The 26,015-nt window shown below is 71.4% G+C and carries 20 protein-coding genes; 5 read left to right on the top strand and 15 right to left on the bottom strand.

Going from position 1 to position 26,015, the window contains the following annotated elements; genetic code table 11:
* Positions 1-172: 172 nt before the first annotated feature.
* From AQJ27_RS46215 to AQJ27_RS46170, 10 genes are read right to left on the bottom strand one after another with little or no spacing between them, the layout of a single operon-like run.
* Positions 173-1,105 (bottom strand): replication-relaxation family protein, encoded by a 933-nt coding sequence (locus AQJ27_RS46215; RefSeq protein WP_096240538.1) that lies wholly within the window; start codon positions 1,103-1,105, stop codon positions 173-175.
* The gene (locus tag AQJ27_RS46210) at positions 1,096-3,717 is read right to left on the bottom strand and encodes an ATP/GTP-binding protein (protein WP_067383666.1); all 2,622 of its coding nucleotides are present in this window, start codon (positions 3,715-3,717) and stop codon (positions 1,096-1,098) included. The genes AQJ27_RS46215 and AQJ27_RS46210 overlap by 10 nt, the downstream gene beginning before the upstream one ends.
* Positions 3,693-4,337, bottom strand: a complete 645-nt coding sequence (locus tag AQJ27_RS57645; protein WP_235613948.1) for a hypothetical protein — start codon at positions 4,335-4,337, stop codon at positions 3,693-3,695. The genes AQJ27_RS46210 and AQJ27_RS57645 overlap by 25 nt, the downstream gene beginning before the upstream one ends.
* Positions 4,334-5,485, bottom strand: coding sequence for a C40 family peptidase (locus AQJ27_RS46200; protein WP_235613947.1), 1,152 nt, complete (start codon positions 5,483-5,485; stop codon positions 4,334-4,336). The genes AQJ27_RS57645 and AQJ27_RS46200 overlap by 4 nt, the downstream gene beginning before the upstream one ends.
* Positions 5,482-8,298 (bottom strand): hypothetical protein, encoded by a 2,817-nt coding sequence (locus AQJ27_RS46195; protein ID WP_235613946.1) that lies wholly within the window; start codon positions 8,296-8,298, stop codon positions 5,482-5,484. Before AQJ27_RS46195 ends, AQJ27_RS46200 begins: the two co-directional genes overlap by 4 nt.
* Before the next feature lie 3 nt (positions 8,299-8,301).
* Positions 8,302-8,658, bottom strand: a complete 357-nt coding sequence (locus tag AQJ27_RS46190) for a hypothetical protein (RefSeq protein ID WP_067383663.1) — start codon at positions 8,656-8,658, stop codon at positions 8,302-8,304.
* Positions 8,655-11,339: an ATP-binding protein gene (locus tag AQJ27_RS46185; RefSeq protein WP_067383661.1), complete on the bottom strand. Its 2,685-nt coding sequence runs from the start codon at positions 11,337-11,339 to the stop codon at positions 8,655-8,657. Before AQJ27_RS46185 ends, AQJ27_RS46190 begins: the two co-directional genes overlap by 4 nt.
* Positions 11,336-11,905 (bottom strand): hypothetical protein, encoded by a 570-nt coding sequence (locus AQJ27_RS46180; RefSeq protein WP_067383736.1) that lies wholly within the window; start codon positions 11,903-11,905, stop codon positions 11,336-11,338. Before AQJ27_RS46180 ends, AQJ27_RS46185 begins: the two co-directional genes overlap by 4 nt.
* Positions 11,906-11,925: 20 nt before the next feature.
* Positions 11,926-12,267, bottom strand: a complete 342-nt coding sequence (locus AQJ27_RS46175) for a hypothetical protein (protein ID WP_060898318.1) — start codon at positions 12,265-12,267, stop codon at positions 11,926-11,928.
* Positions 12,264-13,199: a conjugal transfer protein gene (locus AQJ27_RS46170; RefSeq protein ID WP_067383659.1), complete on the bottom strand. Its 936-nt coding sequence runs from the start codon at positions 13,197-13,199 to the stop codon at positions 12,264-12,266. The genes AQJ27_RS46175 and AQJ27_RS46170 overlap by 4 nt, the downstream gene beginning before the upstream one ends.
* A gap of 707 nt (positions 13,200-13,906) precedes the next feature.
* Here AQJ27_RS46170 and AQJ27_RS46165 point away from each other — a divergent pair.
* Both AQJ27_RS46165 and AQJ27_RS59590 read left to right on the top strand, forming a co-directional pair.
* Positions 13,907-15,322: a hypothetical protein gene (locus tag AQJ27_RS46165; protein WP_067383657.1), complete on the top strand. Its 1,416-nt coding sequence runs from the start codon at positions 13,907-13,909 to the stop codon at positions 15,320-15,322.
* A gap of 29 nt (positions 15,323-15,351) precedes the next feature.
* Complete coding sequence (locus AQJ27_RS59590) at positions 15,352-16,809, top strand: hypothetical protein (protein WP_235613944.1); 1,458 nt, start codon at positions 15,352-15,354, stop codon at positions 16,807-16,809.
* A gap of 111 nt (positions 16,810-16,920) precedes the next feature.
* Here AQJ27_RS59590 and AQJ27_RS46155 read toward each other — a convergent pair whose 3' ends face one another.
* The 4 genes from AQJ27_RS46155 to AQJ27_RS58150 form a co-directional block, all read right to left on the bottom strand.
* A complete protein-coding gene (locus AQJ27_RS46155) occupies positions 16,921-17,718 on the bottom strand; it encodes a hypothetical protein (protein WP_067383654.1) in 798 nt (265 codons plus the stop codon).
* A 246-nt stretch (positions 17,719-17,964) separates the two neighbouring features.
* The gene (locus AQJ27_RS46150) at positions 17,965-18,870 is read right to left on the bottom strand and encodes a hypothetical protein (RefSeq protein ID WP_067383650.1); all 906 of its coding nucleotides are present in this window, start codon (positions 18,868-18,870) and stop codon (positions 17,965-17,967) included.
* Positions 18,871-18,980: 110 nt separating this feature from the next.
* Complete coding sequence (locus tag AQJ27_RS46145) at positions 18,981-19,334, bottom strand: hypothetical protein (protein ID WP_159064592.1); 354 nt, start codon at positions 19,332-19,334, stop codon at positions 18,981-18,983.
* 78 nt (positions 19,335-19,412) lie between these two features.
* A complete protein-coding gene (locus tag AQJ27_RS58150) occupies positions 19,413-19,823 on the bottom strand; it encodes a hypothetical protein (RefSeq protein ID WP_201264504.1) in 411 nt (136 codons plus the stop codon).
* Between the two features lie 128 nt (positions 19,824-19,951).
* Between AQJ27_RS58150 and AQJ27_RS46135 the strand changes: the two genes are divergently transcribed.
* Positions 19,952-20,803, top strand: a complete 852-nt coding sequence (locus AQJ27_RS46135; protein ID WP_067383636.1) for a serine/threonine-protein kinase — start codon at positions 19,952-19,954, stop codon at positions 20,801-20,803.
* Between the two features lies 1 nt (position 20,804).
* Positions 20,805-24,335 (top strand): serine/threonine-protein kinase, encoded by a 3,531-nt coding sequence (locus AQJ27_RS46130; protein ID WP_067383634.1) that lies wholly within the window; start codon positions 20,805-20,807, stop codon positions 24,333-24,335.
* On the opposite strand, the gene AQJ27_RS46125 is transcribed toward AQJ27_RS46130, so the two are convergent.
* A complete protein-coding gene (locus tag AQJ27_RS46125; protein ID WP_067383629.1) occupies positions 24,332-25,111 on the bottom strand; it encodes a hypothetical protein in 780 nt (259 codons plus the stop codon). The genes AQJ27_RS46130 and AQJ27_RS46125 overlap by 4 nt on opposite strands.
* Before the next feature lie 567 nt (positions 25,112-25,678).
* Here AQJ27_RS46125 and AQJ27_RS46120 point away from each other — a divergent pair.
* The gene (locus tag AQJ27_RS46120) at positions 25,679-25,954 is read left to right on the top strand and encodes a hypothetical protein (protein WP_067383624.1); all 276 of its coding nucleotides are present in this window, start codon (positions 25,679-25,681) and stop codon (positions 25,952-25,954) included.
* Positions 25,955-26,015 lie beyond the last annotated feature (61 nt).

Here is a 26,015-nt window from a genome sequence, read left to right as displayed (position 1 = left end):
TCTGTCTGAATTAGCCAACAACACGGGTAACTTGGCTCAAATTCAGTCACATCCTGTCTTTGCAATCGCCAATCATCCTCGTTGACGTTCTCCCAGCCCAGTCTTTTAGTGCTGGTGCGCGTCAGCTGTGCATGTGGCGCCTCAAGCGGCCTGGATCGTGCAATTTGGAACATCACAGCTCGGTCCACGGTCGTGGCTCCCCTCCGGTCAGCGGTACCCACCGCGGTGCGGTCGGGCCGTGGGTTTCGAGGTCGTCGAGGACGGCGGCGCCGAGGGGCACTTCGCGGGCGAGGGCGGCGACGAGTGGATGCTGTTCGGTCATGGCTTGCAGGTCGCTGATCCGGTTGGCCAGTACGTGCGGTGTAGCGCCGGTCAGGATGAACAGCACGCGTGGGAAGACCGGATACCAGCGCAGCCAGGCTGCCCCTGCTCCGGCCTGCTGGCGTCGGGAGCGTGCGCGGCCGATGGGCTGCGGTTCGTACGACCACAGCCGCGCGTACTCGATCAGCTTTGCGGCGAGGCGTTCGCTGCCCATGGTGGCGCGGTCGACTTCGATGAACGCCCGTAGTTTCGTGCGCTGTTCACTGCCGGCGAGGGTGTAGTGCATGACTGCGTCGGCGATGACTTTCTCGCCGTCGCTGAGCGGGTGGGAGATCTCGGGTGTCCAGTCCAGGTGGCCGTGCTCGTCACCGCGGCGGCGGGCGTCGGCGACGAAGGCCAGGTGGGAGCGGACCACGGTGAGGGTGTGCGGGGTGCGCAGGGAGGCGGCTGTCGCCGAGGTGATGGGGTAGGGGGGACGGCCGCGCAGCGCCGGCCAGTCCCGGGTGAGGCGGGCGCCGTCGGGGGTCAGGAACCAGGCGCGGGACCGGTTGGACTGCGGCAGCACCGTGTAGTCGAGCAGGCCTCTGATGCGCAGCCTGTTGAGCGGGTTGGAGAGTGTCTGCCGGGTCGCGTGGGGCCGCAGCAGGGTGTGGAGCTGGCTGGTGGTGGCCATGCGGTGCTGGGCGAGCGCGGCCAGGAGCTGGTGCGGCAGCGGCTCGACGGGACTCGGCACGAGCCCGGACGGCTCGGAACGGGCGGAGAGCGGGGCGGTGGTCACTGGTATCCCTTCGACTTGTCCAGGCGCGCTGGCGCGCTGGCGGGGGTGTGCTGGGCGAGGAAGGCGGCCACGCGGTCGAGTTGGCCGGCCGCGCGGGCGGTGAGCTGATCGAGGGGAAGCGCGCCGGCGGTGGCCCGGGCGGCGTGTTCAAGGGCGGCGACTTTGCCGGGGCGGGCCTGGTCGGCGAACACCTCGTCGAGATGGGGTCCGGTGAGGCGCAGCGGTCCGATACGGCGGCCGCGGACGGTCAGCGACACGTAGTGCTCGAAGCGGTCCAGGACGGCGACCTGGGCCGGGGTGGGGCTGTCGCCCCACTCGGCGGTGATGGGCGCGATGGCCGATGTGGAGCCGGCCGTGCTGGCCAGCGTGGAGGCGTTCTGGGTCAGCGACAGGCGCACCGGGGCCGGAAGGCGGGCGAGGAGCTGGGTCATGCCGTGGACGGTGGCCTTGTACTTGCGGAAGTCCTCGAACATCGACGCGATGGTTTCCGGGGCTGCGCCGGTCAGGGTGATCAGCTCGTCGAAGTACAGCCGGAAGGGCACCCGGCCGTTCTCGGGGGTGTCGCGGCGCGAGCGCACCGCGCGCAAAAGGTCCCGGGCGAGCAGGGCGGTCAGCAGCCGGTCGGTGGGCCCGTTCCCCGCCGGGCACACCCACACGATCATCCGGTGGTCCATCGCGGCGCGGGCGTTGTAGACGCCGGCCCCCTGGCCGAGGAAGGCCCGGGTGACGGGGTTGGCAGCCAGCCGGGCGAGGGGGTTCAGGACGACGGCGAAGGCGTCGGCGGGCAGGGCCGGGAACACGGTCTTCCACCAGGAGCGGCTCTCTTCGTCGAGCCGGTCGGCGGTGGCGGCGAGTGCCGCAGCGCGGAAGCCGGGGTCGGTGAGCAGGGCCCGCGTGTGAAAGACCGTGGCCTGGTCCTCTGGGCAGCCTGCCTGGCAGGCGCCCTGGTTGACGGCGACGAGCACGGACAGCGCGGCCGTGAGGATGGTGATCGCGCGGGGTGCGTTCGCGTCGTCCCACCCCAGGGCGGCGGCGAAGGCATCGGTGAGGGCCTCGACGACCTCGTGCGGGGCCGGCCCGTGCTCCATGCCCAGCGGATTCCACGAACTGACCCGGGGAGCTGGGCCGTTGGCGTTGAGGTCGATCAGCGCGATCCGGTCCATGAGGTGGTCGTGGGCGAGGAACGGCGCGGCGCGCGGCCAGGAGTCGCGGTGCGGATCGAGGAACATCAGCCCGCCACCGGCGTGGGCCCAGCCGATGGCCTGGGCGAGGGCGCGTTCGGTTTTGCCGCCGCCCGCCTTGCCTACGGCGCACTCGAACAGGGTCTCGGCCGCGTAGGTGGCCACCATGCGACGGCGCCCGTCCGGGCCCCGGTAGAGGCCCTGCAGCAGCAGCTCGGGGTCACTGAAGGTGAAGGACGGCAGGTCACCGGCGAGCAGCGGCAGCCGGCAGTGCACGGTCGGCGGCTTGAGCAGACCGGTGAGCTCCTCCAGCCGGACCCAGTTGGCCCGCGGCGGCTGGCAGTACCCATGCCTCCAGCGCCGCTCGAAAGCACGGCGGCTGGGCCAGTGATCGGCGCCCAGCCGCCACGGACCCACCCGCAGCCCGCGCATCGCCCACCGGGAGCGCCCGCCGAACACGTCCAGAGCGGCCTGGAGTTGCGCGAGCCGGGCCTGAGCGCGGCCTTCCACCCTGGACGCGCACATGATCAGCAGCTGCACCCGCACCAGGTGGTCGTCCTCGGCGAGCTTGCCCAGCGCCTCGGCCCGGTCCACCCGGCGCGGCACCGGCGGCATGACCAGCCGCCGCCCGGCGGCCCCGCCCTGCCTGCCGCTGACGAGCTGCTGCAGATGCCAGCCGAGCGAGTCCTCGAACCCCGCTGCGTCGCGCCGCACCCAGCGGGCAGCACGCGCGGTCTCGCGACGCTCCGCGCGCCGCGCGGCCTGCATCAGCTGCAGACGGCGCGCCCGCAGCGCCCACTTCGGCGCCCGCTGAATGTCCAGGCGGACTTCGGCGAGGTCACCGAGATCGGCCCGCAGATCGGACACCGCGTCCACGAGGGGCTGCAGCGGGTCCGGATCCAGCGGCACCTCACGCAGCGGAGCGGTGAGCCTGCCCCGCAGGATGAACTCCGCCCGCACGGTGTGCTCGCGCGGCTCGTCGGCGATCGGCCGGGCCCGGCTGACGGTAACGTCCGGGCCGAACGGCGTGATGGACAGCAGACGCTGCGCACCGGCCGGCCCTTCGATCCGGTAGCGGAGCGGGCTGGAGCCGTCGGCGCGCAGCCTGATCTGCACCGCCTTCGACCTTCGCGGCGCCCACCAGGGCATGCTGGTGGAGGCGCGGGCCAGCTGCACCCCGCGGCGGAAGATCTCCTCCAGGCCCGGGTCGAAGTGCCGGGACGCTGCGAGTTCAAGCGCCATCCGCTCGGCCGACGCCTTCAGTGCCAGCCGCCGTACGACGATCTCGCCCACCCCCCAGACCAGGGCGAGAGCCAGCACGAACAGATACCAGTGGCCGGTGAGCCATCCGGCGCCGTGGGCAAGCGCGGTGAGCAGGCCGGGCACCTGTCCGGACGCCGTCTCACCGGCGTTCAGGTACGGGGCAGCGGAGTCCACGTGGGCGATCCCTTCCTTGTGGTGTGGGTGAAGCGCCAGTCGGTGATGCGGCCGTCGGTATAGGTGCCGCCGCGGTCGGCCCCGGCCCACACCAGGTGGACCACGGCCCGGCCGCCTCCGCCGTCGCGGCGGGCGATCGCGGCCTGGATGCGGAAGCGGGCGAACGCCGGTGCCAGCGCCCGGCCTTCGGCGGTAAAGACCGCGGGCCACCTCCCGCGGCCGGCGCCGGTGGCGTCCGCCCGCAGCAGGGACCGGCCCATCGCCAGCAGCTGCCGCGCGTCACCCGGCGGGAGGTCCGGCGGCCAGGCTGCGTCCAGTGCCTCCTGAATAGCGCGGTCGCCTGCCACGCCTTCGCCGTGCGGCGGCAGCGCAGACACGGCGGCGGCGCCCCTGGTGGGATTGCTTGCTGCGTGGGCCGGCGCGGGCACGTCGTTCGCCGCAGAGCCTCTGGCGGGGGAGGCCGCCGGAGAGCGGGTCACCGGGGCTGAGGAGCCCGGCGCCTTCGGCGAGCCCGACGGCTCCCGGGCCTGGGGGACGGCCAGCAGGCCCAGCCCGCACACAGCCAGCAGGACGGTGGCGATGACCAGCATGCGAGGTGAGCGCGGCATGGAAGTGGTCACAGCAGCCGGGCCCCTCCCGCGTAGCCGGACATCGCATCGACCGCGTCCAGACGGACCAGGGTGCCCGGGCGGGCGGCGTTGACCATCCGGCCGCTGCCGACGTAGATGCCGACGTGGTAGATCGTGGAATCCCGGCCCGGGGCGTAGGCGTAGAAGACCAGGTCACCGGGCTTGAGGACGCTCTTGCCGAGGCCGGCAGGAATCCGCCGGCCAACGGAGGCCTGGGCGGCCGCGGTGCGCGGCAGGCTGATGCCGGCGTTGGCGTACGCGTACACGGTCAGCCCCGAGCAGTCGAAGCCGGTGATGTCCGCGCCGCTCTTCCCGCTCGGCGAGCAGCAGATCCCGTACGACTTCCCGCTCGCGTTGCCGCCGCCCCACGAGTACGGGACACCCCGCTGGGAGAGGGCCGCATCGAGGACGGCGCGGACCCTCCCGGACACGTTCTTCAGGTCCGGGCTCTTGGCGGCCGCCGTGTACTGGTCGATCCAGCCCAGCACATTCGAGAGGTACTCGGTGGAGTGGTTGTACTGAAGGATCGCGGCCTCGAGCTGGGACCGCTGCGTCAGGTCGCGGCCGTTTCCGCACAGGTAGACGGCGGCGCCGAGGGCGGCGTCGTCGGCGTTGTGCGGGTCGGCGGTCTTGTCACCGTTCGCGTCCTTGCCAATCGATGCCCAGGTGGAGGGGAGGAACTGGAAGGGGCCGACTGCGCGTTCACCGCTGGCGGTGCCGTCCCACCTGCCGTTGTCGGTGTCCGGGAAGGCGGTGGTGTTGCCGCCGGCTCCGGAGCCGTTGAGCAGTACGCCGTAGATGCGCGGGCTGATGTCGCCGTTGCCGGCGATGGTGCGGCCGATGGCGTGGTTGGACTCGACCTTGGCTATCCCGGCAAGGATGGGCCAGCGCATGCCGCGGCACCGGGGCACATACCGGCCGACGAGCTGGACGGCCTTCTTGTAGGCGGTGAGCATGCGCGGAGGGATGTCCGCGGCCGTGCCGCCCTCGGCGATCCCGCCGTCGTCTCCCGCGGCGCTCTGCAGCGCGACGACCGCGCTGATCGCTCCGGATATGGGCGCGGCGCAGCACACGGCGGCGAACAGCAGCATCACGGTCAGGCAGCCCCACTTGGCCTTCCGGCCACGGCGGCGGGTCACGGGCCGTCACCGTCCTCGGGCTCTGCCGGGGCCAGCCAGTCGACCTCGGCCCCAATACGCCGCGCCTCCTCATAGGCCCGCGCCCGCCGCGCCTGCTCCTGCTGCTGGCGGAGTCTTTCGGCATCGGGCGCGGTACGCCGCAGCAGTTCCTGGAACCGATCCGCCGCTTGGGCGCGCGTACTGCCGCTGACGCCTTCGGGAAACACTGAGGCCGGCCTGCCGGAATGAGGCTCGGAAAGCCTGGGTCCAGGCGCGGCAGTTGGCGGACTCGGAGGGGAGGGCGGTTGCGAGGCTGTGACCGGTGGCGCGGCAGGGCGCGCCCGACCGGAGCCGGCACCGCCAGCCGTACGGGCCATGCCTCCGGAAGGGGGCGGGCCGGACGGACGAGGAGGTGGACCGGACGGCGGAGCCGGTGGGCCGGGCGGAGGAGTGGGAGGGCCGGATGGGGGAGTGGGAGGTCTTCCAGCAGGCCCGCCGCCGCCCAGCCGACGGTTGCGGACGGGCCCAGTGTCGCCCCAGGCCCGGATGTCTTCGCGGACGGTGTTGCCCCACACCCGCACTTGCTGGCGGGCGTCCTGGGAGTAGCGCGAGCCGCCCGTCCGCGTAGCGCGGACGGTAGCGGGCAGGCCGACCGTCGTCCCGTAGGCGGCGCGGCCGCCGCGGTGCAGGATGCGGTATCCGCGGAAGCGGACGAGCCGGTTGTGTGCGCGGGTGGACAGCAGGGTGCGGTCGGTGTTCTGGTCGTGCAGCACCTGACCCGAGTTGCGGTCGACGACCTGGCCGTCCTCGTTGCGGTACCGGTCGGGCGGGCCGCCGGGCCTGAGCGGCCCGCCGCTGCCTGAACCGCCCGGTCCGGCACCGGGTGAGCCGCCAGGATCGCCGTCGGCGGTGGGCTTGCGCCATTTGATGAGCTTGTCCATGTCGGGCCGCCGCCCGATGAGCAGCCAGTGGGCGCCCTTGGTTCCGAGCCGTGCTCCGAGCCCGCCGACGGCCGCGGCGGCAGTCAGCGGTGCGAGTCCGCGTCCGGCTTCGGCCGTGGCGTCGGCGAGCAGCCCCCCGGTGTCCACCGGCATGCCCGCGCCGTCGACCAGTGAGGCGAAGGCGCTCATCAGGCGCTGGCGGGTGCCGAGCATCCCGAACCGGCCACCACCTCCGGTGAAGGCGCGCAGCCCGCCGCCGTAGCCGCCCATCGCTGCGGGGGAGTTCATGGCGAGGGCGGCGCCGAGCTCGGAGGTGTCGCCGGGCAGATGGGTGCCGCCCACCTTGGCATAGCGCATCCGCATGGCCATGCGCCGGCCGAAGGACGTGATGCCGGTCAGCAGCCTGCGGTGCCCGGCCGCACCGGCGATGGCCAGCACGTCGATCAGCAGGATCCGCTCGACCATCAGGTCGGGGCCGTTGGTGACGGTGGCGTCGACGGCGATGCCGAAGAACGGTACGAACGCACAGATCCCGACCAGCGCGAGGATCGCGATGCCCCACAGGGACAGCCACTTCCACACGGACTGGCGGGCAGGCCCGGGCAGCATCCCGGCGATGAAGGTGACCCCACCCGCCGCTGCGGCGGCGGCGCAGATGCCCTGGGTGCCGAGCAGGACGATCGCGCTCGACAGGAGCATGCCGCAGATGAACAGGGCGGCGATCAGCAGCAGTCCGGCGCCGCTGACCCGCCACCAGGTGGGCTTCTCGGCGTAGGCGGCACACGCCTTGCCGACCGGGCCGGCCCTCTTCATGTCGGCCAGGAAGGAGGAGAACTCGCGGTCGTCGTCGGTGACGATTGCGTTGGAGGTGTCCAGCAGTTCGCCCCCGGGGGTAAGGGCCGGAAGGCTGCCGCTTCCGCTGGGGACATCGCTGGTGGAGCGCTCGCAGTACTTCTTCGCCTCACCTTTGATCAGCCGGCAGGGATCGTCCTTGTCGCCCTTGCCCTTGTTCTGTGCGCTCGCCTTGTACCCGCCGGTGATCCACTTCAGGTGGACCGCATACGCCGTCCGGTCGGCCGCCTTGGCGGGGTCGAGGATGCGCCCGTACTCCAGCAGCATGTACGGCTTGACGATCAGCGCGTTGGTGATCGAGTCCTGGATCGGGCGAGCCACCTCCGCGGCCGAGACAGGGCCTTCGCCTTCCTGCTGAAGGCACTTGAGCTCTTGGTTGCCGGCCATGCCGTCGCACGGGCCGCGGCTGGCGAGTTTGCCGCCCCAGTCGTAGGAGTTGACGCTCTGCTGGGCCACCTCGGCGGCCACCTGCTGGGCCTGCCCGAGCGGGCCGTCCTGGGTGAGGAGGTAGTCGGGGCGGACGAACGCGGACGCGGCGAACGCTGCGATCAGAAGGGTCAGGAAGATCTCGCCCAGACCGCGGCCGACCCGGCCGCGCACAAGCATGAAACCGGCGAACACGAACGCCCAGGCCAGCAACAGGCCCTTCAGCCCGAGCGTGTCGACGACCACGTGGGTGTAGGAGTCGGCGACCTTCTGCGCCGGCTGGATGAGGATCTTCAGCAGCGGGAACCGGAAGGCCAGCTCGATCGACCACCCTGCGAGCCCCACCAGCAGCCGGATCAGCGTGAACAGGCCGGACAGGGCGAACGCGAGCGCCTGGGACCTGAACGCGACGACTGAGCCGCCTTCGGCGTTCAGCTCGTATCCGTTGATCGGCACCCCCTCGGAGGAGGTGATGTTCAGCGGCGAGAGCAGGTCACCGGTCTCACTGCTGCTGCTCGCCGCATACACGACCTGGCTGTTGACCATGACGAACACGGCGGTGAGCAGCAGGACGAAGCCGGCCGAGCGGAGGGTGCCGCGGTCTGGACGCCACATGTGTCAGCGCCGCCTTTGCCCGGCGGTACTCCGGCGCCGCCAGATGGCGAGGGCGGTCAGCCCTGCGCCGGCCGTTCCCAGCCGCCATGCCGCACCGGCGGCACTGGGGTGTCCGGTGGGGGCGGAGTTCGTGGTGCCGCGCTCGCAGTACTCCTTGGCGGGCCCCACGATCCGGTCGCACGGGTCCTGGTGGCCGGAGTGGGCGCCGGTGGCGAAGGCCTGCCCGGTGTGCGGCAACCACGGCTCCGGCATGCTCGTCCCGAGGGCCAGGACGAGCACGCCGACGGCGACGGCGATCACCATGAGGATGCTGGCGGCCGCGGCGACGTGCCGGGAGCGGTCCCAGGAAGCGCTGGTCATGAAAGGTGCTCCTTCGGACGGGCATCCACTGCCTCACCGGCAACAGGTACGGAGGGCGGGGCAGCGCTCGTGCGGCGTCCGGGTGTGGTGGTGATGGAGGAGGAGATCCGTTCGATGCGGGGGATGACGACCTTGATGCGACCGGTGTTCTGCCGCGGGCACGCGATGAGGAACTCGCCTTCGCGGCCGCGTTGTCCGACGGGGGACAGGCCGGTGGTCACCAGCCGCAGCAGCTCGGGGTCGTTCGGGTCGAGACCGAGGAACTCCAGTCCCCGGCGGGCGCGTTCGCGGTCGGCGGTGCGGGCGAGCGCGCGGTAGGCCATCAGCCCGCGGTCGGGGCCGAGTTCCTCGGCATCGTGCGACCCGGCGAGCAGGCCGGCGCCGTGCTTGCGGCCGTCGTGGAGGATCTCGTGGACCAGGGCGGTGCCCTCGGCCGAAGAGGTCAGCCAGTACAGCTCGTCCAGCACCACGGCGGTGAACCGCTCCGGGTCCTCGAACGCGGTCTGCCGGGCGATGGCCGCGATCAGGTAGAGGACCGCGCGGCCGATCAGGGCTTCCAGCGGCTGCTGGTGCAGGACTTCGGGCTTGTCGAACGCGGCCTTCGGCGGCAGCTTCAGACCGGTCGTGGTGATCACGATCATGTCGGAGGCGCTGGAGGCGTCCAGCCGCACGGGTGGCAGCGTGGGGTCGAACACCATCCGGGCCAAGGAGTTGGTGGCGACGATGCGGATGAGGCCGGCGAGGGTGGCGGCCGCGTCCTGCCGCTTGCCCGCCTCCGCCCCGGCCATCTCGTCGAGGACCTGAAGGACACGGTGCATGGAGGGGGCGTCACCGGCGGCGGCCCGCTCGACGGCGTGGTGCAGGACCTCCCCGTTGGTGCTCATCGGGCCGATGCCGAGCTGGAGCGTGAGGTAGGACAGGGCGTAGTGGCGGCCTTCGGGGCCGTCGAACATGCGCAGCGGGTCGATGGACACCTCGGCCTGGGCGGCGTCGATGATCTGGCAGCGGCCCGCAGCTGCGGTGCGGGCGAAGGTGGCCCACTCCCGCACAGGGGTGCGGTCGATGCAGATCGCGACCCCGCCGCGCGCCCACACCGACTCGGAGATCAGCTTTTCCAGGACGCTCTTGCCCGCGCCGAGATCGCCGATGATCCCCATGGATGCGGAGGCGTCCTGCTTCGGCGCGTCCGCCACGTTGATCATCACGGGGCGGGTGGTGCCGCAGTCCAGGTCGATGCCGAGGAACATGCCGTTGGGGTCGCCGACCTCCGCAGCCGTGAAGGCCCCGCCCAACGCCCAGTCCTCGCTGACCTGATGCTGGGTGAACTCCCGCACCACGCCAGGCCGTACTGTGCTGGGCAGGCCCAGGGTGAACAGCGCATCCTGCAGGCCGCCCGGGCGCACCGCGCGGTAGTCGGCGCCGCCGAGCAGCGCGGCCAGGGCGCGGGCCCGGGCGTCGCAGACGGCCGCGGTCGGCCCCCACACCGTCAGCACCGTGACCGACTGGACCTCGACCTCGACGGACGTGCGGGAGAGACGGGCGTCCAGCTCGCCCAGGTCGCGGGCGGCATCGGTCAGGGAGGCGGGCATGCCGGTGGGGCGGGCGTCGTACTGGTCGGCCTGGTCGATCAGCTCGTTCTTCTTGCGCCGCACCTGGTCGCGGGCCTTCTCCGCCGGCACCAAAGCGAGGTCGACGGTGTAGTCGACGGGAAAGTCGAGCATCTCCAGCTGGGCGAACAGATCCGCGGCATCCTGGCTGACCGCGGGCGGGCACTCGGCCAGCGCCAACTGCGCCTGGTAGCCGACTCCTGCGTCCGTTTCGACCTGCAGCCAGCGCCGCCCCAGCGGCGAGCCGGTGTTCAGCCGCCACCAGGCCTTGCGACCCGACCGCGTGATCCGGCCCGCGTTCTTGAGCTCGTCGACGTCGTCGATGCCGGGGTCGATGCCGCCTTCCTGCAGGCGGACCTGGCCGAGGTCGGCGTAGCTGGGTGAGCGCAGCACGCCGTCACGGATCTGCCCGCCGTACAGCTCGCTGGTCTCGGCCTCGGCCAGCAGGGGCTCCGCGAGACCGCGGTGGAGGGCGTGCTGGATCATCCACACGATCTCCGCCGGGCGTGCGGGGCGGAAGGCGATGCCGCCGGCGAGCGCGGCTTCCACCCGGGAGGCCTGCTCGCGGTAGGAGGTCACCTCGCGTCGTGCCACGGGGGCGGCGCGCATGCCCAGCATCGGCGCGATGTCCGCCCACATCGCGCCGAGCGACGCGGTCACCTGCCCGCCGGCGGCGTCGTTTTGCAGCGGCACCGCCAGCCAGAGCGTGCGGCGGTGCATCTCCTGCTCGCCCAGCAGGTCCAGGGTGGCCTCGACGTTCTCCACCCACGGATGCGTGCTGCCGGGGGGCTGGTCGCCGGGCTCGATGCCCTCGATCATGCGCAGGGCGATCTCGCCCGGGTCGACCTGTGCGCACAGCCCGAACAGGCGCGGCGTCCCCGTCAGGGAACGGATCAAGTGCGTGATCTTCGCGAGTTGCTCGTCGCGGACCGCGGCCGGGACGTAGGTGCCCTGGACGGTCTCCTCGCGGCGGCCGCGCGCGTCCGGTCCGGGGTGCAGCCGGTAGAGCGCCCACACGCTGCCGTGCGTCGACCAGACCAGGTGCCCGGCGATGTGACGGATCGGCACCCTCATCGCACACCCCCCTGCTGGGCGAGCGCGAGCAGCTGCTGCACACCCGACACCGGCCGCACCGGCGCCGCGGGAGCAGCCGGCGCCGGGCGCCGGCGAGCGGACGGGCGCTGTGCTGCCGTGCTCCGGCGCGGTGTCCGGCGGTCAGGCCACCCCGGGGCGCGGGCGGGTGCGGCCGCGACGGCGGGGGCGAGCACTGCGGTGGGGGCGAACGCATCCTCGAGAGTGAAGCCACCAAGCAGCGCGCGGGGAGCGCGGTCGCGGGCGGCCCTGCCGCCGATCCGCCCGCCGCGCGGCTGCCAGCCAAGCAGCACCCAGCCCAGGGCCGCCTGCATAGGAGTGCGGCCGTTGATCTTCGCCCGGCGCACCGCCCAGATCGCCAGCAGCCAGGCCGCGATCGGCACCGGGCCCATCCACGACCACCAGCTGATGGTCTTGACCAGAAGAAAGCCGCCGCCGACGGCGACCGCGATCTGGGCAGGGGTGTAGGGGCCGAGGGGGATGCGCCAGTCCGCCACCTTGCCCAGTACCCAGGGGTGGCGGCGGGCGGAGGTGTAAAAGCGTCCCATCCGCACCTGGGCGGCGGCGCTCACAGCCAGCCTCCCGCGCTGGCGGAGTGGTCACGCACGAGGGGATCGGTACTGCGCACGATGCCGGGGATGGCGGGTGCGCCCTTGGCCGGGTTCTTCACCTCGTCGGTGAACATGTTCGCCAGGTCGTTGCGCGAGTTGTAGAGGCCCAGCGCGATCACCATCAGGAGCAGGGCGCCGATCCCGGCTTTGAGGCTGAACTTCTGGATCATGATGACGACCACGAGGCAGACCAGACCGGCCTGGAGGCCTTTGGTCGCCCACTCCTTGAACATGTTGATCCACGAGTTGCCGAGGTCGTTGAGCTGCCCGGCGAGCATCAGGCTGTGCATCGTGTTCACCGGGCACCCTCGTCCTGGGCGGTTCCGGATTCCAGCGCCGCGACGTCCCACCGGCCCGAGCGGGCCTTGAGCGTGAGCTCGTACCCCAGCGGCCAGCGACCGCCGGAGTCCCGGGCTTCCACCTGGACGAGGACGTGCACCGCCGTACCGTCGGCTGGCACCTTCGTGGCGGCCGCGGCCTCCTCGACGGCGGACACCCGCTGCACCGCGACCGCCGTGTACGGGGCGGGGGAGATGGGCGACAGCTTCACCCCGGGTGCGAGGTAGCGGTCCACCTCCCCGGCCCCCGTCAGGTACGCGCCGAAGAACTCGCCGACTGCCAAGGACAGATCGCCGTCGGACGGCACGCTCACGCCGTACGGCGGCTTGCCCACCGCGGCGCGCGCCGGGCCGGCCACCGCGCCGGGGACGCCGGTCACGGCGAACGAGGCGCCGCTCGCGTCGGCGGTCACGGGGACGACGAAGTAGCGCAGCCGCCCGTCGCCGTACTGCGCAGCCACGGTCACCGCCCACTCGCCGTCCTCGCGCTGCGCACTGCGCACGGCGGTCACCGCCGCCGGCTTCGGCTGCGCACTGGCGACCGGGTCTGGCAGATCGACATCCGGCGCGAGGGACTGCGCAAGCCGCGCCTGCGCACTGTTCGCGTCGTCGGCGCTGCTGCGCAACCACGCGTCGACGAACACCTGCGCATAGCCCGCAGGGTCGGCCGCGGCGGCCGCGCTGCGCACGGCGGTCGGCTTGTCCGAGGGGGCGGCCGCGACGGGGGTCGGGCCGGACATCACCACGCCGCCCAGGGCGACGGGGCCGGCCGCGATCGCGGTGAACAGGGCCAGGCGCGACAGGCGGACGCGCCGCCTCATCTTCTCCAGCCGGGCGCCTGCGGCCACCGGGGGAGACGTGTCGCTCTCCGAGGCCTGCTTGCCAGGGGACATGGTCAAACTCCCAGGTCAGAACGTGTACTTGCTGACCTTGAGACAACCCGCCGACCCCGACCCGACCACCGACCACGAACCCCCGACCAAGGTCACGATGGGGACACGAAGCCTGTGGTCGGGGTCATGGTCGGCCCGACCACAGGCCCGACCACGGGCTTCGTGAGCCGAGGACAGGACATCGCGCCCGGCCCACAGTCCCCGGGCCGCCGACCGCTGGGCGACCACGTCACGCCCAGCCAACGGACCCGCACACCGATGCGCAGACGCAAGCCGCCCGGAGCCCGCAAGGCGCCTGCGCAGTGCTCCACCCGGACCTGCGCACCAGAAGATCAGGGAATCCTCGGGCCGACTGCGCAGCCGCACCGCGCAACCCGACTGCGCAGGATCCCCGGCCGGTTGCGCAGCCCGATTGCATACCACCCCTCCGGAGCTGCGCAGTCTGGCTGCGCAACCGCTGCGCACCGGGGGTGAAGGTGACGTGGTCGGCCCGACCATGAGCCCGACCACGGCAGCTAGGCGGCTACGTTGCCGGATCGTGACCGATGGTCGGGGCTCGTGGCCGTCAGCCTGGTCGGGGTCGGCGGATGAGCTGACGGCATGGAACACACGCACCCCCGCGCACCCAGGACCGGTGACCGCCCCACTTCGGCGGTCCCGGCGCGCTGCCCTGGGTATCGCGCGCTGCCCGCATCGGGGGCACGGCGGTGAGCCGCTTCGGGGCGGGCATCCGGCGCGGGGTGATGGCGGCCGATCAGTTCACCCAGGTCGCCAACGGCCTGTTTCGGGACAGCCGGTTGTCCTACAAGGCGAAGGGGATCTTCGGGCACGTCAGTACGCACCGGGACAGCTGGCAGGTCACCGTCGCCCACATGGTCTCCGTGGGCCCTGATGGGCGGGAGGCGGTCCGCGCCGGCCTGAAGGAACTGGAACGCTACGGCTACCTCATCCGCGAACGACTGCGTCACCCGAACGGAACGCTCGGCGAGGTCGTCTACTCGATCACCGACCGCCCCGCCACCCTCGACGTCGCCCTGCTGAAAGCGACCTCCACCCTCGCGATCGAAGACGAACACGATGCCGGCTTCGGGGCGGGCATCCGGCGTGGGGTGATGGCGGCCGATCAGTTCACCCAGGTCGCCAACGGCCTGTTCCGGGACAGCCGGTTGTCCTTCAAGGCCAAGGGGCTGTTCGGCTTGCTCAGCACGCACCGGGACGGCTGGCGGATGACCGTCGCTGACATCGCCCGCCGCAGCCGCGACGGCGAGGCAGCGGTGAAGAGCGGGCTGAAGGAGCTGGAGAAGCACGGCTTCCTGGTCCGGGAGCGCGAACGTGATCCCGACGGAACCCTCAGCGGGGCCGCGTACTTCATCACCGACCTGCCCAGCCTGCAAAGCCGCAGGTCACAACCAGAGTCGGGTTTTTCACCAGTGGATAACCCTACGTTGGCTGATCGGCCCACTAAGAACACCATCAGTAAGAAGACCAACAAGCAGCACACCAGATCCCTCCGTCCGTGCGACCACGGCGACGCCACACGAACGAACAGAAGGACGGACCTCCCTGACACGACAGCATCCCCGACGCCTCCGGCAGACGAAATGCATCCGGGGATCCGGCTGCTGCTGGAGATCGGGGCGAGCCGTCCTGAACTCCTGCTGACCGGGAAACCGCTGACCGATCAGGGCCGCGTGGCGACCGTGATGATGGACGCCGGCTGGAGTGCTGAGCAGCTGCGCCACGTCATCACCGACCGGCCCCTGCCGCACCCCGTGCGCACCTCGGTCGGCGCGATCATCGCCGCCCGGCTCCGCGCCGCCCAGGCCTACCCGCCGCCCGCCACCGCAGCGGACCACCACGATGCGCCCCCGTGGGACGAGCCGCACGCGTCGGCGACAACCGAGCGGCCATCGACAGGGACCGCCGCCCGCACCGTGACCGAGGCCCTGACCTACAGGGCCCTCGTCGAATGCGCCGGCTGCGGCGTTCCCGCAACCGCCCCCGGCGAGGACCTCTGCCCGGCCTGCCTCGGCTGGCCGCTGTGCCGCACCTGCCCAGGCCCGACACCCCGGCGCGCCCACCCCGATGGCGACGGCCGCTGCAGGACGTGCGCCTCCGCCTGACCGACCCACTGGAAGAAAGGAAGACGCCCGTGACGGACACGCGCCGCACACCACCGCCGACCACGGCCGAACAGCACCGGCGCCCCTTCACCCTCGACCCGGGCCGCTGGGAGACGGAACGCTCACGCGCTCTGCGGACCGGCCACGTCCGCGACCACACCTGCACAGCCGAGTGCGAACCCGTCCTCGTGTACGAACGCACCCGGTGGGGCTGGCTCGCCTGGACCGTCCCTGGTGACGGCACAGAGCCCGATCAACCCCATCAGATCGGGGTTCTCACCCCCACCGCGAGCCGCATGCAACGCCTGGCTATGCGCTGGCTGACCAGGCACCCCGCCCAACGCCTCGCCCTGGCCCCCACCACCCCCGGGTCCCTGCGGCTCTCCGCCGCTGCTGTAGTCCTCATCAGCCTGCTCGCAGGCCTGTTCGCGATGGGCCACGGCGTTCCCGTCGACGTCGTGCTGCCGGCGATGCTGCTCGCTCCGGTACTCGCCGAGCACCTGCCGGGCCAGCTGGACGCCCGGGCCCGCGAACACGTCCGCAGCGTCGAAGGCGACGGCGCCTGCCGCTACCTGCAGCGCCTCGCCGCCCTGCACACCTTCCTCGTCCAGGCCGCCGCTGGCAGCGACCGTTACGAGCTGCACCGCTCGGCCGAGATCGGCCAGCACACGCTGTGGGACGTCGCCGGCCTGCTCCAGACCCCCGACACCCGCTCAGCCTCGGCCGAACTCATCGCCCGGGAGCGGCTGATGGTCCAGCTCGCCGACCAGGTCGCCCAGACCCTGAAGCGCACCCACATCGAAGACGGACCGGCCGACACGGGCCAGTCCCATGCACGAGAGCGGCCGTTGGGCCCCTACCCGCCCGGCTCCGAGCAGACGACACGGCCAACGCCTCATCGAATGCACGGCACTTCACCGCTGAAGGGACACCACTCCATGACACAGCCCGAACCCGACCACGCCGTCTGCACCGCGGACGTATACCTGCTCTTCGCGCACGAGCCGTACTATCCCGGCCCCGGCGCCCAGGAGATCAACACCACCCTGGTGACTGCTGCCTCGCTGCTCCACCCGCGAGTACGGCAGCCCGACGGCGCACAGATCCATGAGCGCCTCATTCAAGGGCGCCGGCCGGGAGAGATCATCCCGCTGGCCACCCTCACCCACGAGCTCAACGGCGGCGCCGGCTGGCCAGCGGTCGGCGACTGGGAGAGCGTCACTGCCGACCTGCTGCAGCTCGTCCGCGTGGGGGAGTGCGATGCCCTCAGCCTCGGTCTGCCTGAAATCGCACGTGTCCTCATCTGCACCGGCCCGCACAGCCACGTGCGCACCTACGACGCGGCGGCCAACCAGTTCATCGCTTACGGGCCGACGGAGCGCGCCGCCGTCCTGGCCGAGGTCGAGATGGTCCTCGCCCCCCTCGTGGCCGAGCAGGCCCTCTGGCCAGGGGACGGCCTGTTGCCCCCGCCCACCCGCCAGCCATAAGACCGCCACCCTCCGGTGCGGCGGGGGGCCGACGACTACGTGCTCCGGTGCGTTGTCAGAGGCGGTTCGTACGCTGGCCGCTGGCTCCGCAGCCCGTAGCCGATCGGTTCGTCAGTGGAATACCAGAGGGCCGATCTCCTGCTGTGCGAGGTCGATCAGGAGGCTCAGCCCCTGGCTTTGCGCAAGAGCCTCAGGATCTCCCTGGGCGTCAGGGTTGTAATCGGGATGCCTGACGCTCTCGTCAAGGGCTTCCGCGATTGCCTCCTCGTTGTCAGCAGCCAGAGCACAGGCCAACGCCAAGGTGGCCGCCCGAGGGGTCTCCGGCCACACACTAGCCAGGCTTGCGATCCGCGGGATGACATCAGTCCCGGCGCAGGCAGCCGCTAGGACGGCAAGCGCGAACTGCATCACTTCAGGCTCCTGGTCCCATTGCGCAAACAGGCGGGGAGCTTCCCCTTGAACGGCTTGCCGGACCGTTCGCTGACTGTCAGTCTGCTGCCGCAGCACAGCCTCGGTACTGACGAAACCCTGCGGATCCAGCGCCTCATCACGCAGCGCGTCCGTCGCCGCTTCGGCCAGCGTCACCGTCAGCGCGGCACGGACAGCGGCAGCGGCTTGACTGTCGATGACCACGTCCGCGAGAAGCACCGCCGCACCTGCAGTGGCAGTGTCCAGTGCGTGGGCATGAAGCAACTGATCGAAGAGCTCGCCGAGCAATTCTGAGTCGTCGGCGAAAGCGTCCATCTCCTCATCCAGCCACTGCATCATCGAGGCCGGCACAGGCAGATGTGCGGCAAGCCGCCGCGAAACGGCAATACGCAACCGGTCCAGAAGCGGGGCTGCCGTCTCGCCGGGCTCACCACCAGCCAAAACCGGCAGCGCGCTGGAGGGCGGGGTGACGTCATCCATATGCGCGGAGCTTACGTGGCAGCGCATTCGCTCCCTTGACCGACTGCTCCACCATGATCGACCGGACAAGCTCTGGGAGTGGCGATGGCCGGTTCCGCGAAGCCGTGCGGCTTTGCGGCGGAGAGGTGGCTGGCCTCTCCATACCGGCCATCGTGCGGCGTCTGGCCCGCCGGGAGTTCGTCGATCCCTTAAACCAGAGGCCGCGGTCTTACGGTATCCCGCGTGTGACGCGGTTCGGTGTTGCAGTCAGGGCGTCGAGGACCGGCGGGCGGCCAGCTCCTCGAGGCGGGAGCGTTTCCAGCGCTGCTGGCGCGGTCGGCCGGCACTGCCGCGGCGGTATTCGAACCCGTCGGGCTGCTCGAGATCGGGCAGGAGCCCGTGCCCGAGCGCGCTGATGAAGCTGTCGGCGTTGCAGTATCCGAGGATCTGGGCCGCTTCGGCGGCACCGACCAGGTCCTCGTTCTCGTCCTGGTCGGCGGCCGGCAGCACACCGCGCTTGCGGGCGGCGGCGACGACGGTGGCCCGGCGCCACTTCTTGCGGGCTCCGCCGCGGCTGCCTTCCTCCCTCTTCAGGGTCTCCGGCTCGGGCAGTTCGGGGATGCGTCCCTGGTAGAGGGCGCTGGAGAACGAAGCGACGCTTCCGTAGCCGAACAGGCTCGCGACCTCGGCCGTACCGAGCAGCTCGTCGGGGTCCCCGTCGACGGGCACTGCGGGCAGCGCGGTAGCCGGGGCGGAGCTGCGCCGGCCCTTGCCGGGCCGGTTGCTGGCCCAGGCGACGATCGTGCCGCGGCGCCACATCGGGCCGTCGGCGTCCTCGTCGGGCTCGGGGAAGTATCCGGGCCGGTCGCGGAAGTAGGCGTCGATGGTGGAGGTGCGGGTGTAGCCGAGGAGCTTGGCCACTTCCCGCTTGGGCAGCAGCTCGTCCTGGTCGGCCTCGAGTACCGCGGCCGGCAGGGTGCGCTTCTTCGGGGCGCGCTTGGCGAAGAACGCCGCGACCTCGTCGTGGCGCCAGAACCGCTTGCGGCCCTCCGTGTGCGCGACCGCAGGGAAACCGCTGTCCGGGTCGTTGCTCCACTCGCTGATCCGGGGCTTGCTCGTGCCGAACTCGGACACGATCTGCGCAGTGTCCACGAGCCGCTCGGCGGGAGACATCGAAACCCCTTTGGAAGGATCGGCAAGGCGGCGCCGGCGCCCGGTCGAGCGCGACAGGTTCGATAATGCCAAAGATGGCGGGTTCGTGTCCAGCCCAGCGCGAGAGGCGGCTACAGATGTTCCTCGCCAAGAAGGCAGACACCGAAGAGCGCGGCGCGTTCTTCCAACTCCGTGTAGGCCATGGCAGCCGGCGCGGCCTCCCAGATCGCGAACGCGAGCGCGCAGACCGCCTCGCTGCGCGTCATCCCCTCCTCCCATGGCGCGCCCGCAGCAGCGCACTGCTCGGCGAGCTGGACGTCGGACAGGCCTGCGGCCTCCAGACTGATGCCGGAGCGGACGTCGGCGACGCCCTCGCACCAGGCGCGGTGGCCTGTGGCAAGAAGGGCCTGCAGCGCGTCCCGGTCGCTCAGGCCCTGGGCGCGGGCGGCGAGGTCGAGAAGCAGGGCGGTGGGGTTGCTGTCCATGGTCATCTCCTCCAATCCACTGTAAGGGGACATGCGCCGGGCCGGGTCCGGACAGACCCGGCCCGGCGCACACGGGTATCAGCTGCAGGCGGGGCAGCCGTCGTACAGCGCACGGCCGCCGCGCCGGCCCAGCTCAGGCTCCTTGCGGGAGTCCTTCTTCAGCGCCTGGCGAACCTGCTCCTGCAGGGCGGTGAACTGCGGGCCGTCGTCCGCGCACACGACGCCGGGGGCGGGCGCCTTGCAGGTCGCGGCGTGCCGGATCAGGTCGGTGATGCGCCAGTCGGCGCGAAAGCTGTCGCCCCGCACCTGCTCGACCTCGGCGCCATGTGGCGGATCTTCTGCGAGCGCGCGGTCGAAAGCGCGCCGGTTCCAGGAATCCTGGACGCGCGTGGCTGTGAACCTGCTAAGTAGGTCGCCATTCTGTCGTTCCCGCAGCCGGGTTGCCGACCCTTCGCCGTGGCGGTCGGCGCGTTCTGCCGGGAGGAACACGGGCCGCTGCCGCGACGGCGGCCGTACGACGGGCTGAGTGGCGGGGTCGATGCGGCCGAACTCCCCTCCGAGTAGCCTGAATTCACCAGTGGCCGGTGTAGGCCGGGCAGGCGGGGGAGGGATGCTGGGTGCGGTTCGGGGCGTGGGTCGTGGAGGGAGAGCTGGGGCGCGGTGGCATGGGCGTGGTGTATGCGGCCGTTCACAGTGAGAGTGGGGAGCGCCGCGCTCTCAAGGTCATCCACGCGCCCGCCGGGGCCGACGAGGAGGTGGTCCGCTTCTCCCGTGAGGTGCGCGTTTGCATGGCGCTGCATCACCCGCACGTGGTGCGCGTGATGGGGGTGGAGCGCACAGGGCCGGAGAACGGCGCCTTACCGATGGAGGCTGAACCCTGCTGCCTCGTCCTGGAGTTGTGCGAGGGCGGCAGTCTCGCCGACCGGGTGCGCCGCGACGGACCGCTTCCGGTGCGCCAGGCCCTGGAGTTCTTCGACGGTGTCCTGGCCGGGCTCGGCCACGTCCACCAGGAACACGGCTTCGTCCATCGCGACATCAAGCCGCACAACATCCTGCTGGCTTTCGGCTCCGACGGCCGGACCACGGCCAAGCTCGCAGACTTCGGCCTGGCCAAGGCATACGACAGCGCCGGACTCAGTGGGCTGACCCGCACCGGCGCGGTCATGGGCACTCCCGCCTTCATGCCGAGAGCCCAGCTCATCAACTACAAGTACGCGACCCCCGAGGTCGACGTGTGGTCCACCGCCGCCTCCCTCTACCACGTCCTCACCGGCTCCACGCCCCGCAATCTGCCGCCGGGCTGGGACCCCTGGCTGGCCGTCGCTACCAGTCCCGTCGTGCCGGCCGGCAAGCGGGGGGTGAGCCTGCCGCCGGGGCTGGGCGAGGTCCTTGACCACGCGCTCAGCGATGAACCCGACGGGGGTTTCCAGACCGCCGAGGCGCTGCGCGCCGCGCTCAACGGGAGCTGAGATGGAAGCGGGCAGCACATTCCTGGCGGAGTTCACGGTGGAACGGCCGCTGGGCAGCGGAGGGTTTGCCGGTGTCGTACTGGTCCGTTCGCGTCGTACCGGCGAGCAGTACGCGGTCAAGCGTCTGCACCGCGCTGATCCAACGCACCAGGGGAGGCTCCTCGCCGAAGTGCAGCGCTGGATCGACCTGCCGGCCCACCTGCACATCACGCCCTGCCGGTTCGCCCGCAGCCTCGGCGACGAGGTCGTCGTCTTCAGCGAGTATGCTCCTGGCGGCTCGCTGGCCGACCGGATCCGCTCCGGTGCGCTGTACGAGGGCGGTGAACGAGCCGCGCTGCGTCGTGTCCTGTCGGCAGCGGCCCAGTCTGCCTGGGGACTCGCGGCCGCGCACGAGAACGGGTTGCTGCACCTGGACGTCAAGCCCGCAAACCTGCTGGTAGACGGGAACGGCATGGTACGGCTGACCGACTTCGGGCTGGCAGCGGCGCCAGCCTGGGGTGAGGAGCAGCGCCTGCAACTCGAAGCGGTGGTCCAGTACATCACCGCTGTGCCGGGTACCGGCGAGGAGGAGCGTGAGCTGATGCGCAGCATCCTGCGCCAGGAGCTGCACCCGCCCCGCCCCGGCTCCGAGGCGTCCCTCCAGGTCTCCGGCGCTGCCGTCGGCACACCCGCGTACGCGTCGCCCGAGCAGGCCGAGGGACGGCGGGTCGGTGTCCCGGCGGACGTGTGGAGCTGGGCGGTGACCGTCCTGGAACTGCTGGTGGGCGAGCGCACCTGGCCCGCGGGAACCGTGGCCGGCCTGGTACTGCAAGCCGCTCGGACACGGCCGCTGACCCCGAAGTCGCTGCAGGTACCGCCCGCGCTGGCCGACCTGCTGGAGCGCTGCTTCCGCAAGGAACCCGGCGAACGCCCCTACCCTCTAGGCGAGATCGCCGAGGCCGTCCTGCGGATCGCGGAACAGGAGACTGGCGAGTCAGTCGCGGCGGCACCACCTCCCCAGGCCCCGACCGCGCCAGGCCAGAGGCGGCCGCGGTACGAACGGCGCGTCCCTGGCGGGGGAACATGGCGCGACCCGCGCGCACTGCTGCACTACGCCTACCGCACCGCGGGTCTCGACGAGCGGGATGCCGTGGACTTCTGGCCGCTCGACGTCGGTGGCCCGCGCGCCCAACTGCTCGGCGACCTGTGCGCGCTGCGGGAGGCCCGGCGAGTGCTTGACGGCCTGCCCCGCCAGCAGCAGGACGCTCCGGAAACGGCGTACGCGCGCGGCCGCTGCGTAGCGGAGACCGGCCGGGTCCTCGAAGCGCTCGGCGACATCGACGGTGCCCTCACGCACTACCGCACAGCCGCCGACCTCATCGACCACCTGGGTGACGATCACCGCAATCTGCTGTCGGTCGTCCTCGGCTCACTGTGCCGCCTCCAGCGCCGCGCCGGGGACCTGGCCGCCGCCCTCGACACCGCCGAGCGCGCCGTGGCCCTGGCGCGGGGCCTGCCGGGTGACAGGAACATCCTGGGCCACGCGCTGCTGCTGGAGGCGAACGTCCTGAGCGACCGGGTCGCCGGGCAGCTTCGAGAAGCTCTGTCGGCGCGGGCCGTCGAGCTGTACGAGGCCTCTGCTGAGGAGTTCACGGGGTCCGACGACCCGCTCGACGTCGTACCCACCCTGATGAGCCTCGCCGCCGTCGAGAAGACGCGCGGCAACGAGCAGCGCGCCGCCGAGCTGTGGCGGAAGGCCGACACACTCCTGAACCGGCACCTTGACCGCGCGCCGGCCGACCGGCGCGCACGTGAATTGCGTGCCGCCGTCTCCGTCCAGCGGGCGCAAGGAGGGGCGTCGGGGCACGCCGCCGCCGCCGTCGAGGTGCTGACTGCCATGGTGCTCGGGGAGGGCATCCACCAACTGGCCGGACGCCTTGGCGAGGCGCTGATCCTGCGCGGCCGGGACGAGGAGGCGGCCGGCCGGGTGCATGCCGCGCGCGACAGTTACGCCGAAGCCGCGCGCCACCTGGAACAGGCCGTACTCCTGGCAGGCGACGCCGCCGACGCCGATCATCTGGCCAGAGCCCACGACAACCTGGCCAATCGCGTCGGGGTCCTGGAGGATCCAGTGCGCGGCCTGGAACACGCTCGCACCTCGCTCGACCTGTGGCGTCGGCTCACAGGAATGGACGGCTTGGCCGTCTGGGGCCGCAGGTTCGTCCATGCGCTGTCCAAGCTCGCCCACATCGCGCTGGACGCCGATGCGCCCGAGGAGGCCGAGCGGTATCTCACCGAGGCGCTGGAGATCCTTGCCGCGCCCGAGTACGCCGACAACGCGCCCGTGCCCGACCCGGAGGCGGCGGCCGTCCACCGCTGCCGGGCCGTGTGGCTGCGGCGCACCGGCCGGCCGCAGGAAGCACTGGAAGCATGTGGCCGGGCCCTCGACTCCCTGCGCGCATCCGATGAGACAACGGGCGAGGCGGACGACGACCCGGCCCTACGACCGGAGACGGCCAGCATGTACGTGCTGACCCTGGAAACTCTGTCCGCGGCATACGGTGACCTCGGCGCGTATGAACGGGCTCTGCACGCGCAGGAGGCCGCGCATGCCGCGCTCGCTCGGTCGCCCGGCACCCGCGCTCCGTCGGCGCTGCTCGCACAGAGCGTCCAGCGTCTGGCCAACTCCCGGCTGCAGTACGGCATGCACGGCGAGGCGGCCGAGGCCGCGCGCAGTGCCGTCGACCAGTACTCCGCGCTGATCGCCCGGGGCCGGGGCGACTTCGCCGCGGAAGCCTCACGCGTGACCGGCACGCTCGCGACAGCACTGCTCTGCCTCGGCGACATCGAAGGTGCCGAGCGCGCCCTGGAGCAGATGCTGTCCCGGCACGGCAGCCTGGCCACCGACGATCCGGCGCTCGGCCGCGCCGCCCGCTTCGCGGCCCGGTGGCTGCCCGACTCGCCTAAGCCCGTACACCGCAGGGGCGGCGACGTGCACACCTTCATGTTCGAGGCGCTGAGTAACCAGCAGCGGGACCTGCGTTCGTTGCTCGCCGTCACGTCCGCCGGTCTTCCCGCCCAACTCGCCGCATTCGAAGGCGACATGCGCTCGGCTTCCGACATCGGGGCTCAGGGGGCGCGACGCGACGCATCCCTGCTGCTCGAGCAACTCGCGGGCAAACTCGTCTGGCTCACCGCCAGGTACCCCGGTGCGAGCGCCGAGCAACTGTGCGGGGAGGCTGCCCTCCGGCTCGGCACGTTCGCCATGGCGTGCGGTCGTGACGCCGCCGCCGTACGCGGCTTCGCCCGGGGGACCGCGGCCTACCGCACCCTGGTGGTCGACTACGGGCGGCGCGACCTCGTCGACCGGTACCTGCGGGCGCTGTCCGCACCGGTCATGTTGCACGGCATGCGCGGGGACACGGCGTCGGTGAGTGCCGCGCTGCGCGAACTCCAGGAGCAAGCACGGCGCCACGACCGCCGCAATGCCGCCCGCTGGGTCGAGCAAGCTCGCGCCTCCATCGCGGACTTCGGCGTGACGGGCACCGCCTAGGAGCCGATGGCCCGCAGCCACAGCGGGGCGCCCACGAGGATGCGTTCGGCGCCGTTCATCTCCGGCTCGTGCCGGAAATCCCACCGGCCCGGGGTGAGCGTGACGTCCTTGTAGACCACGGCCGCGTACTGACAGGACTCGATGCCCGCGATGGTGTAGGCGCGGGTCTCGGGGCGCCCCGGGTGGTCGGACAGGTTCGCGGGTGCGCCTTGGTACAGCGCGGCTTTCAGCGCCTCGACCGCGACGGACTCGTCGTCGTAGAAACGAGGGATCCTCGCTCCCCGGGTGGCGACGAGTTCCTCGATCGCGGGAGCGGCGGACGACGTCCACCCCGTCACGTGGCCCTCAGGTGCGGTGTATCCCGTCAGGTTGCCGAGGCTGCCGAACAGGCACAGGTCCACGCGGCGCCCACGCCTGCTGATCGTCCTGACATGCACCAGGCACGTCTCTTGACGGAGACTGCGCTCCGCCACGGGACCCCACCGCTGGAACTCGGTGACATCGGCCCGTCCCTGTCCCTGCACGAAATGGAGAGGTCCGGGAGTGTCGGGATCGGAGACAAGCTCGTTGCCCAGCTTCTTCGAGACCTTCTTCATGATCTCGAAGCGAGTCACCTTGTTACGTTCGTGACCGCTCAGTTCGATTCCCGCACCACCGGCACCGACCTTGACGACCGACTTGAGACGCGGGTCGACACGAATGCCGTTCGAATCGATCACCTCTTCGACGAGTCGCTGCGACCAGTACACGATTCTGCCCGCGGGCGCTTTGGGCATTGCTCGACCTCCGTGAAGCTCCGGCCTGCCACGGAGGGGAGGCCGCCGCTACAGGAAGACGACCGATGTGCGGCTGAAGTTCCCGCCGACGAACGGGCCCTGCCGACTTTGGGCGACGCTGCGGAGCAACGGTTGGCAAAGCACCAGTTCCAGGTGATCACGGTCAACGTCGTCCTGCTGACGCTGGCGGTCGTGGCGGCCTGGGGACGCTTCGGCCCGTACTCCTTCTGACGGGCTTTGACGGTCGGCAGCCCACGCCCTCGGTGGCTACCGGGGCAGCTTGGCGGCGCGTTCGGGGTGGGCGGCGGTGACGTAGCGCATGGCGGGCTGCTCGGCGATGCCGAAGAGGCGCATCAGCCTGAGGGGGTCGGCGCTATCGGAGCCTCGTATGCGGTCCTGGCGCAGACCGCTCAGCGTCAGCCCCTGGGGGAAAGGCTCCGCTCAGAAGGCCGATGCTCGCGGCCGGGTGGTCGGGGGCGACCGTGGTCTTCTGGCTGACCAAAAGGTGGGCGTTGGTCGAGGCGGGCCACCGCTGGTGGCGGTAGGTCGTCCCTGAACCTGCTGCCGTTGCTGGCCTGGAAGGACCAGCCGACCGGCTCCGACGGCCACCGCACACCGCCGAAGGCCAGGCTGATCATGTGGCTGGTCGGCGCGTACGTCGCCGTTCACGGCGTCCTCTACAGTCGTGATCGCGGCGTCGACAGCAGCGTCCTTGCGCTCGGATTCGGATGGGCCTTCACCTGTTTTGCCGGGTTGATGTGCATGTACCTCCTGGGTCAGCAGATGTGGGGCCGCGACGCCGAGCCCGCGAACGGCATGGGGGAGAGGCCTTCGGGCTCGTGACCGGACCGGCTGGTGGCGGGATTCAGCCTGAGATGTGGGCTTCACCTGCGCTGTTGCCTGG

This window comes from Streptomyces olivochromogenes, from assembly GCF_001514115.1.
In the GTDB taxonomy this organism is placed as follows: Bacteria; Actinomycetota; Actinomycetes; order Streptomycetales; family Streptomycetaceae; genus Streptomyces; species Streptomyces olivochromogenes.
The sequence above is the reverse complement of the archived record's forward strand: the minus strand, read 5'-3'. Positions and strand labels throughout refer to the sequence as shown.

Bases quoted from the DNA above. Each gene is read 5' to 3' on its own strand.
- AQJ27_RS46150 (WP_067383650.1), bottom strand. From the start codon at position 18,870: ATGTCTCCCGCCGAGCGGCTCGTGGACACTGCGCAGATCGTGTCCGAG.
- AQJ27_RS46190 (WP_067383663.1), bottom strand. From the start codon at position 8,658: ATGACCAGCGCTTCCTGGGACCGCTCCCGGCACGTCGCCGCGGCCGCC.
- AQJ27_RS46195 (WP_235613946.1), bottom strand. From the start codon at position 8,298: ATGTGGCGTCCAGACCGCGGCACCCTCCGCTCGGCCGGCTTCGTCCTG.
- AQJ27_RS46130 (WP_067383634.1), top strand. From the start codon at position 20,805: ATGGAAGCGGGCAGCACATTCCTGGCGGAGTTCACGGTGGAACGGCCG.
- AQJ27_RS46145 (WP_159064592.1), bottom strand. From the start codon at position 19,334: ATGGACAGCAACCCCACCGCCCTGCTTCTCGACCTCGCCGCCCGCGCC.
- AQJ27_RS46170 (WP_067383659.1), bottom strand. From the start codon at position 13,199: ATGTCCCCTGGCAAGCAGGCCTCGGAGAGCGACACGTCTCCCCCGGTG.
- AQJ27_RS46125 (WP_067383629.1), bottom strand. From the start codon at position 25,111: ATGCCCAAAGCGCCCGCGGGCAGAATCGTGTACTGGTCGCAGCGACTC.
- AQJ27_RS46185 (WP_067383661.1), bottom strand. From the start codon at position 11,339: ATGAGGGTGCCGATCCGTCACATCGCCGGGCACCTGGTCTGGTCGACG.
- AQJ27_RS46180 (WP_067383736.1), bottom strand. From the start codon at position 11,905: ATGGGACGCTTTTACACCTCCGCCCGCCGCCACCCCTGGGTACTGGGC.
- AQJ27_RS46155 (WP_067383654.1), bottom strand. From the start codon at position 17,718: ATGGATGACGTCACCCCGCCCTCCAGCGCGCTGCCGGTTTTGGCTGGT.